At 68.5% G+C, this 12,828-nt stretch carries 11 protein-coding genes; 8 read left to right on the top strand and 3 right to left on the bottom strand.

The features are described 5' to 3' along the window. The first annotated feature begins 154 nt into the window (after positions 1–154). Positions 155–1,450, top strand: a complete 1,296-nt coding sequence (locus ACI766_RS03835; RefSeq protein WP_003101355.1) for an OprD family porin — start codon at positions 155–157, stop codon at positions 1,448–1,450. 42 nt (positions 1,451–1,492) lie between these two features. Here the strand turns inward: ACI766_RS03835 and ACI766_RS03830 are convergent, their stop codons facing one another. Beyond that, on the bottom strand, positions 1,493–3,136 hold the full coding sequence (locus ACI766_RS03830; RefSeq protein ID WP_003101357.1) for an acetolactate synthase large subunit: 1,644 nt from the start codon (positions 3,134–3,136) through the stop codon (positions 1,493–1,495). A gap of 300 nt (positions 3,137–3,436) precedes the next feature. On the opposite strand from ACI766_RS03830, the gene ACI766_RS03825 reads away from it, so the two are divergent. Further along, positions 3,437–4,156: a B3/4 domain-containing protein gene (locus tag ACI766_RS03825; protein WP_003144549.1), complete on the top strand. Its 720-nt coding sequence runs from the start codon at positions 3,437–3,439 to the stop codon at positions 4,154–4,156. A 27-nt stretch (positions 4,157–4,183) separates the two neighbouring features. Further along, positions 4,184–4,822 (top strand): FMN-binding negative transcriptional regulator, encoded by a 639-nt coding sequence (locus tag ACI766_RS03820; protein WP_003118993.1) that lies wholly within the window; start codon positions 4,184–4,186, stop codon positions 4,820–4,822. A gap of 3 nt (positions 4,823–4,825) precedes the next feature. On the opposite strand, the gene ACI766_RS03815 is transcribed toward ACI766_RS03820, so the two are convergent. Then, complete coding sequence (locus ACI766_RS03815; protein WP_003118992.1) at positions 4,826–5,293, bottom strand: VOC family protein; 468 nt, start codon at positions 5,291–5,293, stop codon at positions 4,826–4,828. Between the two features lie 25 nt (positions 5,294–5,318). Further along, positions 5,319–6,341: a GlxA family transcriptional regulator gene (locus ACI766_RS03810; RefSeq protein WP_003118991.1), complete on the bottom strand. Its 1,023-nt coding sequence runs from the start codon at positions 6,339–6,341 to the stop codon at positions 5,319–5,321. 306 nt (positions 6,342–6,647) lie between these two features. Here ACI766_RS03810 and ACI766_RS03805 point away from each other — a divergent pair, with 306 nt between their 5' ends. The 5 genes from ACI766_RS03805 (at position 6,648) to ACI766_RS03785 (ending at position 12,711) form a co-directional block, all read left to right on the top strand. After that, positions 6,648–7,376, top strand: a complete 729-nt coding sequence (locus ACI766_RS03805) for a GntR family transcriptional regulator (RefSeq protein ID WP_003101372.1) — start codon at positions 6,648–6,650, stop codon at positions 7,374–7,376. A gap of 92 nt (positions 7,377–7,468) precedes the next feature. Next, complete coding sequence (locus ACI766_RS03800; protein ID WP_003101373.1) at positions 7,469–8,788, top strand: NAD(P)/FAD-dependent oxidoreductase; 1,320 nt, start codon at positions 7,469–7,471, stop codon at positions 8,786–8,788. 135 nt (positions 8,789–8,923) lie between these two features. Next, entirely contained in the window at positions 8,924–10,252 is a 1,329-nt protein-coding gene (locus tag ACI766_RS03795; RefSeq protein WP_017001522.1) for an MFS transporter, read from the top strand. Between the two features lie 64 nt (positions 10,253–10,316). Beyond that, positions 10,317–11,228 carry a dihydrodipicolinate synthase family protein gene (locus ACI766_RS03790; RefSeq protein WP_087823673.1) on the top strand — a complete coding sequence of 304 codons (912 nt, stop codon included), beginning with the start codon at positions 10,317–10,319 and terminating at the stop codon, positions 11,226–11,228. Continuing rightward, entirely contained in the window at positions 11,221–12,711 is a 1,491-nt protein-coding gene (locus ACI766_RS03785) for an aldehyde dehydrogenase (protein ID WP_017001524.1), read from the top strand. Before ACI766_RS03790 ends, ACI766_RS03785 begins: the two co-directional genes overlap by 8 nt. The last annotated feature ends 117 nt before the right edge of the window (positions 12,712–12,828 follow it).

Below are 12,828 nucleotides of genomic sequence, written 5' to 3'. Positions count from 1 at the left end.
GTCGCTTTCGGCACGCTGCGTCCGACCCGCTAGAGGCCTGCCTGGCCGACGATCCGTGCGCGCCTTCTCGGCTAGACCAAGGTCGCAAAGACCCCGCCGGCCATCTGTGACACCTTCGCGCGCTTTTTTACCCCCCGCTGTCGAGAGTCACCGCATGTCCTCCCCGTTTTCCCCCCGTTCGCCCCGCACCCTTCGCGGCCTGGGCGCCCTCGCCCTGTGCGGCGGATTCGTCGCCCCGGCCCCTGCCGCCTTCCTCGAGGACGGCAGCGCGCGCCTGGAAGCGCGCACCGTCTACTTCAACCGCGACTTCCGCGACGGCAGCTCGGCCAACCCGCAGGGCGCCTCCAAGCGCGAGGAAGCCGCGCAGGGCTTCATCCTCGACCTGCGCTCGGGCTATACCGAGGGCGCGCTGGGCTTCGGCGTGGATACCCTGGCGATGCTCGGGATCAAGCTCGACTCCAGCCCCGCGGACAGCAACAGCGGCCTGCTGCCTTCCAGCGGCCACGATCCGCGTCGCTCGGTCGACCAGTACGCCAAGGCCGGCGTTGCCGGCAAGATGCGCTTCTCGCAGACACAGTTCAGGTACGGGGCGATGCTGCCGGACATGCCGTTGCTGAAATACAACGACGGACGCCTGCTGCCGACCCTGTTCCACGGCGCCCAGCTGACCAGCGAGGAGATCGCCGGGCTCAGGTTCTCCGCCACCCGCCTGGAGCGCTACACCGCGCGGGACTCCAGCGACGCCCAGGACATCCGCCTGCACTGCAAGAACAAACGCTACGCCTGCGACACCACCGGCAACCGCTTCGACGCCTACCAACTCGACTACCAGGTCAACGACGGCCTGCTGCTGCAATACGCCCAGGGCGGCCTGCGCAACGTCTATCGCCAGCGCTACCTCGGTGCCGTGGGCAAGCGGCAGGTCGGCGCCGGCAAGCTGAGCGCCGACCTGCGCTGGTTCGACAGCGAGGACGCCGGCGCGGCCCGCGCCGGCAAGATCGACAACCGCGCCCTCAGCCTGCTGCTCGCCTACGCCCAGGGCGGCCACACGCTCAGCGCCGGCTGGCAGCGGATGAACGGCGCCAGCTCGATGCCCTACCTCGACGGCAGCAATCCGTACCTGGCCAACTACCTGCAGGTGAACGACTTCGCCAACCCCGAGGAACGCTCCTGGCAACTGCGCTACGACTTCGACCTGCGCAGCGTCGGCGTGCCCGGCCTGAGCTTCATGACCCGCTACGTCAACGGCGACCATATCCGCCTGGCCAACGGCGACGAGGGCAAGGAATGGGAGCGCGACATCGAGCTGAAGTACATCGTGCAGAGCGGCCGCTTCAAGGACCTCAGCCTGCGCCTGCGCAACGCCACCTACCGCACCGACTTCGAGCGCTCGGCGCGCGACGTGGACGAGGTGCGCCTGATCGCCAGCTACAACCTGTCGCTGTTCTGAGCCGTCGCGCCGGAACGCACGCCGGCGCGACGCTCCGGCGGTTCAGACCGCCAGGGCGCGTTCGCGCAGCTCGACGTTGAGGATGCGGTCGTTCTCCGAGTAATCCACCGGGCAATCGATCACATGCACCCCGGGCGTGCCCAGGCAGCGCTCCAGCAGCGGCAGGAAGCCCTCGGCACTGTCGACCCGGTGGCCGTGGGCGCCGTAGGCCTCGGCGTAGTGCACGAAGTCCGGGTTGCCGTAGTCCAGCCCGAAGTCGGCGAAGCCCATGTTCGATTGCTTCCAGCGGATCATCCCGTAGCCGTTGTCGCGCAGGATGATCACCGTCAGGTTCATCTTCAGCCGCACCGCGGTTTCCAGTTCCTGGCTGTTCATCATGAAGCCGCCATCGCCGCACACCGCGACGATCGGCCGGTCCGGGTAGACCAGGTGCGCGGCCATCGCCGAGGGCAGGCCGGCGCCCATGGTGGCGAGGGCGTTGTCCAGCAGCACGGTGTTGGGCATGTGTGCCTTGTAGTTGCGGGCGAACCAGATCTTGTACATGCCGTTGTCCAGGGCGACGATGCCCTGCGACGGCAACGCCCGGCGCACGTCGGCCACCAGGCGCTGCGGATAGAGCGGGAAGCGCGGGTCGTCGGCGCCTTCGGCGACCTGCGCCTCGTTGGCCTCGCGAATCGCCAGCAGGCGGGTGAAGTCCCAGTGCGCGGTATCGTCCAGCGCCTCGCCGATCTGCCAGATGGCGTTGGCGATGTCGCCCACCACTTCGATCTGCGGGAAATACACCGGGTCCACCTCGGCGGAACGGAAGTTCACGTGGATCACCTCGGTACCGCCGCGAACCATGAAGAACGGCGGCTTCTCGATCACGTCGTGGCCGACGTTGACGATCAGGTCGGCCGCCTCCACCGCGCGATGCACGAAGTCGCCGGCGGACAGCGCGGCGTTGCCGAGGAAGCGCGGGTGACGCTCGTCGACCACGCCCTTGCCCATCTGGGTGGTGACGAAGGGAATGCCGGTCTTGTCGATCAGTTGCTTGAGGACCTTGGCGGTCATCTTGCGGTTGGCCCCGGCGCCGATCACCAGGATCGGGCTGCGCGCGGCGCGCAGCTTCTCCACCGCGGCGCAGATCGCCTTGTATTCCGCCAGCGGCCGGCGGCTCAGGCTCGGCGGGATGGGCAGGCTGTCGGTCTGCTCGGCGGCGATGTCCTCCGGCAGCTCCAGGTGCACCGCGCCGGGCTTCTCTTCCTCGGCCAGGCGGAACGCCTCGCGGACCCGCGAGGGAATGTTGTCGGCGGAGGCCAGTTGGTGGGTGTACTTGGTCAGCGGCTGCATCATGCCGACCACGTCGAGGATCTGGAAGCGGCCCTGCTTGGACTTCTTGATCGGCTTCTGCCCGGTGATCATCAGCATCGGCATGCCGCCCAGGTAGGCGTAGGCGCCGGCGGTGACCAGGTTGGTGGCGCCCGGGCCGAGGGTCGACAGGCTGACCCCGGTCTTGCCGGTGAGGCGCCCGTAGGTGGCGGCCATGAAGCCGGCCGATTGTTCGTGGCGGGTGAGCACCAGCCGGATCTGCGACTTGCGCAGGGACTCCAGCAGGTCGAGATTCTCCTCGCCGGGAATTCCGAAGACGTACTGCACGCCCTCGTTTTCCAGGCATTGCACAACCACATCGGCTGCCTTGGCCATCTGCGTTCTACCTCGGGTGGTGGCGGTTCTGACCGCTCGAACACTGCGCCCCTCGCGTCTCGCTGTCCAGCCCCTCCCGGCCGGCGGAAGGCTCTGGCGCCGGCTTCGCCGGCAAGCGAACGCCGCTCCCGCCATTAGCGCAGCTGAACCCGACCACCCGATCATCAGCACAGCTAATAATTCATTCGCTGATTTCATGGTGAGGGCGGAGCCCGGATGGTAAAAATCCACCTACCGCTTTACGCGCCGGCCAAGCCGAATGCCCCGCCCCCTCCATCTCACCGAACCCTGAAGACGACCATGCCCGAGCACGCCCCGATCCTCCCCGTCATCGCCGCCGAGGTGGCCGCCCTCGCCCCCGGTTTCCGCGCCCTGAGCCTCACCGTCGAGGCGGCGCCGATCGTTCGTCCGGAAATCGCCGACCGCGCCGTAGAGCGCGCCTGCCAGGCGCTGGCGCGTGGCGAACCGGACTGGGCCGAGGCGCACCTGGCAGCCTGGGCCGAGGCGTTCCGCCGCTTCGGCGCCAAGCCGCAGCGCACCCCCTGCTCCGCCGAAGCCCTGCGCAAGCGTGCGCTGCGCGACGGTGGGCTGCCGAGCATCGACCCGGTGGTGGACCTGTACAACGCCATCAGCGTGCAATTCGCCATTCCGGTAGGCGGCGAGAACCTCGCCGCCTATGCCGGCACGCCGCGCCTGGTGGTCGCCGACGGCAGCGAGACCTTCGACACCCTGAAGAACGGCGAGGCGGTCGACGAATCCCCCGACCCCGGCGAGGTGGTCTGGCGCGACGACCTCGGCGTCACCTGCCGCCGCTGGAACTGGCGCCAGGGCGTGCGCACCCGCCTGGATGCCAGCGCCCGGCGCATGTGGTTCATCCTCGAGAGCCTGCCGGAAATGCCGCTGGCGGCCCTGCACGAAGCGGGCGGCCTGCTGCTCGACGAATTGCGCCTGATGATGCCCGGCATGCGCGCCGACTCGCGCCTGCTGTGCGTGGCGACGGAACCCACCGACAGCGTATAAGGGCCGAGTCCCCGAGGAGAACAGAACATGTACCTGCCTTCGCATTTCGAAGAGTCCGACCCGCAGGCGCTGCACGCGCTGATCCGGGACTATCCGCTGGGCCTGCTGGTCAGCCACGGCGAAGCGGGCCTGGACGCCAACCACCTGCCGTTCGAGCTGAGCCCGGAAAAGGGCGCGCAAGGCACCCTGGAAGCCCATGTCGCGCGCAACAACCCGGTTTGGAGCGAGCTGCGCGACGGCGACGAGGTGCTGGTGGTGTTCCGCGCCGGCGATGCCTACATCTCGCCGCAGTGGTACCCGAGCAAGCAGGAGCACCACCGCCAGGTGCCGACCTGGAACTACCGGGTGGTCCACGCCCACGGCCGGGTGCGGATCCGCGACGACGAACGCTATGTGCGCGGACTGGTGGCGCGCCTGACCCGCACCCACGAGGCGACCCAGGAAACGCCCTGGAAAATGACCGACGGCCCCGCCGACTACATCGACGAGATGCTCCGGCTGATCGTCGGCATCGAAATCGAGATCACCCGCCTGGTCGGCAAGTTCAAGCTCAGCCAGAACAAGGAAGCCCGCGATATCCGCGGCGCCAGCGCAGCGCTGCTGGCCCGCGGCGAACAGGCGATCGGCGCGGCCATGGACGATTGCGCCGCCCGGCGCGAGGGCTGAGGTTCAGGCCTCGCCCGGCTGCGGCCGGTGGTGGACGAACTCGACCACCGTGCCGTCCGGCAGCAGCGCATTGAAGCAGGCGCCGGTGGGCGCGCGCGCCGGCCCGAAGATGATCTGCGCGCCGGCAGCCAGCAACCGCCGGTGATAGGGCTCGATGTCGTCCACCAGCAGGGTGCCAGTGGTGCTGCGGAACGGCGCCAGCGCCTCGTCGCTGCCCTCCAGCAGGAGGAAGGCGCCGACCGCGGCGAGTGTCAGGCGTTTCTCGGGAAAGTCGAAGCGCATGTCGTGGGCGACGCCCTGCAGGTCTTCGTAGAAAGCGATGGCCGCATCGATGCTGCCCGGTTCCAGGTAGACACGGATGAACACCCGCGGCTCGGCGAAACCGGACGAGTCGTTGACGCGACGCCAGAGAAAAGGCTGGGACATGGCGCAGGACCTCCGCAGGCCAGGGCGAAAGGTCCGTTCTAGCATGCCGGCCGCGTCCGGCGAAACGCCCTCATTTCGTCGAGCGGACGTTGCCGTAGCGCACTTCTTTCGACGGTGGGTAGCCGTAGAAGGCGGTGTAGCACTTGCTGAAGTGGCTGGGCGAGACGAAGCCGCAGGCGACCAGGACCTCCAGCATGGTCAGGTCGGAATGTTGCAGCAGGCGCCGGCACTCGGTGATCCGCAACTCCAGGTAGTAGCGCACCGGCGTGGTTCCGAGCTGCTGCTGGAACAATCGCTCGATCTGCCGCCGCGAGCGCCCCACGTAGTGGGCGAGCTGCTCCTGGCTGAGCGGTTCCTCGATATTCGCCGCCATCAGGTTGATCACTTCGCGCAGCGGCTCGCTCATCTTCTCGTGCAGGGCGGGGCGCACCCGCCGGTAGCGCGACTCCTCGAAGGCGAGGATATCCACCACCGCCTCCACCAGGTCGCGCCCGTGGCGCCGGGCGATCCACTCCAGCGCCAGGTTGAAGGCGCCGGTGGGGCTGGCCGCGGTCAGGCGGTCGCGGTCGACCATATAGCTGTCGCTGGTCACCTGGCTGTTGCGGGCGATCTCGGCGAGGGCGGCGCGGTGCTCGGGATGGATGCAGCAGCGGTAGCCATCCAGCAGGCCGGCGTCGCCGAGGAACCAGGCACCGTTCCACAGCCCGGCCAGGGCGACGCCGCGCGACGCCACGTCCTGCAACGCTTCCCGCAGCGCGGCGGACGAGCGCAGGGGCGTGCGCAAACCGCCGCAGACCACCAGCAGGTCGAGTCCTTGCAGCGCCGCCGAGGCGAGCGCCAGGTCCGGGCAGATCAGCAACCCGAGGTCGCTGGTCACCGGCTCGCCGCTCAGGCTGAAGTTGCTCACCGCGAAGGACTCGCTGCGGATCAGGTTGGCGGTCACCAGGGTGTCCAGCGCCTGGGTGAAGGCCGGCAGGGAAAAGTGTTCGAGCAGCAGGAAGCCCACCCGCGCCCGTGCCGAGCCCCCCTCCCCGGCCCCGGTGAACCTGAGGTTCTGCCCTTGCAGGGCGGCGCTGAAACGCCTTCTTTCCATCGATTCGTGCCTCTTGTTCTTCTTGTTCCCGGCCAGCGGGCCGCGACGCCTGCCGTCACGGCGAAAACCCCGGGCGCTCCATCATATGCGCAAGCCATGTGACTTGGCGCCTCCCTGGCGCGCCGGGGGAATGTGCTCAAATACGCCCTCGGGGGGCTGCCCCTTTCACACGCCACGGCGTCAGCGGAAACAGCGCGGACGAACGGTGCGGAGACGCCCCGAAAACCTGTAGACATATTGACTAACAGAACCCTATAGTCATTATACAAACTGTAGACAAAGCCCATGACAAGTAGAAAGGCCTCCATGAAAGCCCAACCCGACGTCGACTCGAACAGCGCCGATGCCCCCTTCGACCGCAAGGCGGTGCTGGGCGATGCGCTGCGCCGGCGGATCCTGAGCATGGAACTGGCGCCCGGCGCGGTCGTCGACGAACTCGCCCTGTGCGACGAGTTCGGCCTCTCGCGCCCGCCGGTGCGCGAACTGCTGCGGCAGATCGCCGCCGAGGGCTACATCGAACTGGAAGCCAACCGTGCGCCGCGCGTCGCGGCCATGAGCCACGACTCGCTGCACGCCTTCTTTCTCGCCGCGCCGCTGATCTACATCGCCACCACGCAACTGGCGGCCACCCATGCCAGCGAAGCGGAGATCGAGACGCTCAAGGCGATCCAGGAAGATTTCCGCAAGGCCATCGAAGAGAAGCATGTGGAAAACCGCGTCATCCACAACGACGCCTTCCACCTGGAGATCGGCAGGATGGCCCACAACGACTACCTCATGCCGAGCCTGCGCCGCTTGCTGATCGACCATGCGCGGCTGGGCAAGATCTTCTACCGCCATCCGACCACCGACGACATGCAACGCGACCTGGAACTCGCCTGCGACCAGCACGACCAGATCGTCGATGCCATCCAGCGGCGCGATCCGGATGCGGCGGCGGACATCGTCCGTGCGCATTTCGAGCTGTCGCGCCGGCGCATGGCCGAGTACGCGGCACCGGCCGGAGTGGAGGTGGCGCTGGTCTACGAGGGTTAGCGAGCCCCCGCGCCACGGCCCCGCCCGAGAAGCGGAGGCGGTCACGCAGGGGATGGTTACCGGGTTCCAATAACAAGAGTCAGGTCCCTGCGATGACGAAAGTAACCCACCTTCCGGCCGACGACCGTTCCTGCGGCTGGTATCACCTCAGCCCGCCGCGGCGGCCGAAGCCGGCCCACTACGGCAGGAGCGCCGCCCGTTGGGTGGTGGTCGGCGCCGGCTTCACCGGCCTCGCCGCCGCGCGCCAGCTGGCGCTGCATTTTCCCGACGAGGAGATCGTCCTGGTCGAGGCCCAGGAAGTCGGCTTCGGTACCGCCGGGCGCAACGCCGGCTTCGCCATCGACCTGCCCCACGACATCGGCGCCGACGACTACATCGGCGACATAGCGACCGCCCGGATCGGCCTGAAGCTCAATCTCGCCGGCCAGTCGCTGCTCCGCGAACAGGTGCAGCGCCATGCCATCGACTGCCAGATGAAGGCCTGCGGCAAGTACCAGGCGGCCGTCGAGGCGCGCGGCGTGGCTGTGCTCGACGCCTACCGGCGCGGCCTCGATCGGCTCGGCCAGGCCTACGAGGTGATCGAGGCGGACGACCTCCCGGGACACATCGGCACCGCTTTCTATCGCAAGGCCCTGTTCACCCCCGGTACCCTGCTGGTGCAGCCCTCGGCCCTGGTCAAGGGCCTGGCCGACAGCCTGCCGGGCAACGTCAGCCTCTACGAACACACACCGATCACCGCCGTGGAATATGGCGACAGGACCCTGCTGAGCCATCCCCACGGCAGCATCCTGGCCGACCGCCTGGTCCTCGCGAACAACGCCTTCGGCATGAGCTTCGGCTTCCTCCAGGGGCGGATGCTGCCGATCTTCACCTACGCCAGCCTGACCCGGCCGCTCGATGCCGAGGAGCAGGCCCGCCTCGGCGGGCGCCCCTACTGGGGCCTGATCCCGGCCGACCCTTACGGCACCACGGTGAGGCGTACCCCGGACAACCGCCTGCTGATCCGCAACAGCTTCAGCTTCAACCCTGACGGACGCAGCGCCGGGAAGTACCTTGAGCGCTTCGCCGTACGCCATCGCGCCTCGTTCCGCCAGCGCTTCCCGATGCTCCCGGAAGTCGGCTTCGACTACACCTGGGGCGGCTCGCTGGCGCTGTCGAGGAACCACATGGGGCACTTCGGCGAGCTGGCGCCCAACGTCTATGGCGCCCTGTGCTGCAACGGCCTGGGGGTAACCCGCGGGACCGTCACCGGGAAGCTGCTGGCCGACTGGCTGGCGGGCGAACGCAACGAGCTGATCGACTTCCTGCTGCGCGCGCCCGGTCCCAGCGGCAATCCACCCGAACCACTCCTTTCCCTTGGCGTGAACCTCAACCTGAGGTGGGGGCAGTATCGAGCAGGTAGAGAAAGCTAGGCATCCCTAGTAACGCGCCCACGGGCGCCGACTTCGATTCAGACGGCCATTGAAGACCGGAGCTGGAGAGCGTTCCAGCCTCGCGGATTCGCTCGGCCCGAATTCACCGGCAGCGGTTAGAACCAGGAGACAATAATGACAAATCCTACGACCTCGATCGAAGACGTACCCCTCAACGCCTTCCACCGGCTGTTGACCCTGCGCTCCGGCGGCGGCTCCTTCGTCGACGGCTACGTGCTGAGCATCATCGGCGTGGCGATGCTGCAGATGACCGCGGCATTGCAACTGAACAGTTTCTGGCAGGGCATGATCGCCGCCTCGGCGCTGGTCGGCATCTTCTTCGGCGGTTTCCTCGGCGGCTGGCTGACCGACCGCCTGGGCCGCCGCAGGCTGTTCTTCGTCGGCCCCAGCCTGTTCGTCCTCGCTTCCCTGGCGCAGTACGGGGTCGACTCGGCGGCGGCGCTGTTCGTCCTGCGCTTCCTGATCGGCGTGGCGGTGGGCATCGAGTACCCGGTCGCCACCGCCTTGCTGGTGGAGTTCCTGCCGAAGAAGTATCGCGGACCGCGCCTGGCCACCCTGACCATCCTCTGGTTCGCCGGCGCCGCCTTCGCCTACCTGGTCGGCGACCTGATCCTGCGCAGCGGCGGCGAGGACGCCTGGCGCCTGGTACTGGCCAGCACCGCGGCGATCGGCGCCGTGCTGTTCCTGCTACGCATCGGCACCCCCGAGTCGCCGCGCTGGCTGCTGAGCAAGGGCCGCGACGCGGACGCAGAACGGGTCATCCGCCAGGTCTACGGCGAAGCCTTCTCGCTGGCGAACCTGCCCGAACAGGCGCTGGAACGGAAGGTCACCATCTGGCACCTGCTCTACGCCGGCTACGGCAAGCGCATGCTCTTCGTCACCCTGTTCTGGACCTGCTCGGTGATCCCCGTGTTCGCCGTCTACGCCTTCGCGCCCAAGGTGCTGCTGGCGCTGAACCTGAAGGGCGACTGGGCCTCCTACGGTTCGGTGGCGATCACCCTGCTGTTCGTCATCGGCTGCATCATCGCCACCCGCCTGATCAACCGCATCGGCCGGCGCTGCATGCTGCTGCACAGCTTCCTCTGGTCCGGCCTGGCGCTGCTCGGGCTGGGCGTCTTCCACGCCGGCTCGGAGGCGACCATCCTCGGCCTGTTCGGTGCCTACGCGCTGTTCATCGGCGGCGCCCAGGTGCTGCAACTGGTCTACCCGAACGAACTGTTCCCCACCGAGATCCGCGCCTTCGCGGTCGGCGTCGGCACCTCGTTATCGCGCGTCGGCGCCGCGGTGGGCACCTACCTGGTGCCGCTTTCCCTGGAAACCCTGGGTACCGCCCAGACCATGTACGCCGCCGCGCTGGTGACCCTGCTCGGGCTGCTCGTGACCTGGGCCCTGGCGCCGGAAACCCGTTCGCTGAACCTGCAGCAGGCGGCTTCGCTCACCTGAACCACCCGCCGCGGCAGCGTCCGCCGGGTGCGCCGCGGCCCAGCATCCCACAGGAGGAACCCCCGTGAAATTCGAAGGTATCTATACCCCCGCCATCACCCCGCTGAGCGCCGACGGCAGCATCGACACCCAGGCCTTCGCCGAGGTCCTGGAGTTTCTCGTCGAGTCGAAGGTGCACGGCATCGTGATCGGCGGCTCCACCGGCGAGTACTACGCGCACACCGCCGAGGAACGCCTGGCCCTCGCCGCCCACGCCAGCAAAGTCATCGCCGGGCGCCTGCCGCTGGTGGTGGGAACCGGCGCGATCCGCACCGAGGACTCGCTGGCCTACGCCGAAGCCGCCCGCGCCATCGGCGCCGACGCCATCCTGGTCGGCTCGCCGCCCTACGCGCTGCCGACCTCGCGGGAGATCGCCGAGCACGTGCTGGCGGTGGACCGCGCCGCCGGCCTGCCGATCATGCTCTACAACTATCCGGCGCGGATGGGCGTGGAGATGGACGAGGCGTTCTTCGCCGCCGTCGCCGGCTGCCGCAACATCGTCGCGATCAAGGAAAGCTCCGGCTCCACCGCGCAATTGCACCGCCTGGCCTGCCGCCACCCGCGGATCGCCTTGTCCTGCGGCTGGGACGACCAGGCCCTGGAGTTCTTCGCCTGGGGCGCGCGCAGTTGGGTCTGCGCCGGCTCCAATTTCATCCCTGGCGAACACCTCGCCCTGTACCAGGCCTGCGTGGTCGAGAACGACTTCGCCAAGGGCCGGCGCATCATGGCGGCGATGATGCCGCTGATGGACTTTCTCGAAAGCGGTCACTTCGTCCAGTCGATCAAGCACAGCTGCGAACTGGCCGGCCTGCGCGCCGGCGGCGTACGTGCGCCGCTGAAGGCGCTGGACGAGGCCGGCAAGGCGGCACTGGCGGAGATCGTCGCCAGGCTCAAGGGCGAGGTCGCGCGGATCGTCGAGGGTGGCCGCCATGACTGAGCTGCTGAGCCGGGAGGAATACGCGGCCATCGCCGCGACGCTGGACCTTCCCCAGCGCGCCTTCATCGACGGAGGGTTCCGCGATGCCTGCGGCGGCCGCACCTTCGCCTCGACCAACCCGGCCACCGGCGAGCTGCTGGCGCAGGTCGCCGCCTGCGACGCGGAGGACGTCGGGCACGCCGTGGCCAGCGCGCGGCGGGCGTTCGAGGACGGCCGCTGGCGCTCGCGCACGCCCGCCGAGCGCAAGGCGGCGCTGCTGCGCCTGGCCGAGCTGCTGGAAGAGCACCTGCTGGAACTGGCGGTGATGGAGAGCCTCGACAGCGGCAAGCCGATCCGCGAATGCCAGCACACCGACCTGCCGGAAACCATCAATACCCTGCGCTGGCATGCCGAACTGATCGACAAGATCTACGACGGCACCGCCCCGGTCGGTTCGGCGGCGCTGGCCATGGTGGTACGCGAGCCGATCGGCGTGGTCGGCCTGGTGCTGCCGTGGAACTTCCCGCTGCTGATGCTCGCCTGGAAGATCGGCCCGGCGCTGGCGGCAGGCTGCTCCGTAGTGGTCAAGCCGGCCCCCGAGACCAGCCTGACCGCCCTGCGCGTCGCCGAACTGGCCAGCCAGGCGGGGATCCCCGCCGGGGTGTTCAACGTGGTCCCCGGCGGCGGCCGCGAGGCCGGCGAACCGCTGGGCCGCCACCCGGACGTGGCGATGGTCAGCTTCACCGGCTCCACCGCGACCGGCCGCCTGTTCCTCAAGTACGCCGCCGAGTCCAACCTCAAGCGGGTGGTACTGGAGTGCGGCGGCAAGAACCCGGCGGTGGTGATGAACGATGTCGAGGACCTCGACCTGGTGGCGCAACACGTGGTCAACGGCGCGTTCTGGAACATGGGCGAGAACTGCTCGGCGTCCTCGCGGCTGATCGTCCACGCCGAGGTCCGCGAGGCGCTGCTCGAACGCATCGGCGCGCAGCTCCGCGAGTGGCGCATGGGCGACCCGCTGGATCCGCGTAATCGCCTCGGCGCGCTGGTCAGCCCGGCGCACTTCGAGAAGGTCCGCGCGTACCTCGACCAGGCCAGGACGGAGCGGTTGGCGGTGCGCTTCGGCGGCGCCACCGAGGCTGGCATCTTCGTCGAGCCGACCGTGGTCGATGGCGTCTCGCCGCACAGCCGGCTGTTCCGCGAGGAAATCTTCGGCCCGCTGCTCTCGGTCACCTCTTTCGACGACATCGACGAAGCCATCGCCCTGGCCAACGACACCGTCTACGGCCTCGCCGCCTCGGCCTACACCGGCAGCCTGCGCCACGCACTGCGCCTGTCGCGGGAGATCCGCGCGGGGATCGTCACCGTCAACTGCTTCGGCGAGGGCGACGCCTCGACGCCCTTCGGCGGCTACAAGGAGTCAGGCTTCGGCGGTCGCGACAAGTCGGTCTGGGCACACGACCAGTACACAGAGTTGAAGACCATCTGGATCGACGCTTCCTGAAGCTGTCCGGCCCGCAAGGGCCGGCACTCCCGCCTGGCGGCGAGACCGGACAACCGGGCCGGACAGGCGACCAAGTGCAGACAACACCCATTCTGCATAACGTTCCGTCGCTATGCT

It is taken from the genome of Pseudomonas sp. DL, from assembly GCF_047199225.1.
Taxonomy (GTDB): domain Bacteria; phylum Pseudomonadota; class Gammaproteobacteria; order Pseudomonadales; family Pseudomonadaceae; genus Pseudomonas; species Pseudomonas aeruginosa.
This window is presented reverse-complemented; position numbering and strand designations above follow the sequence as displayed.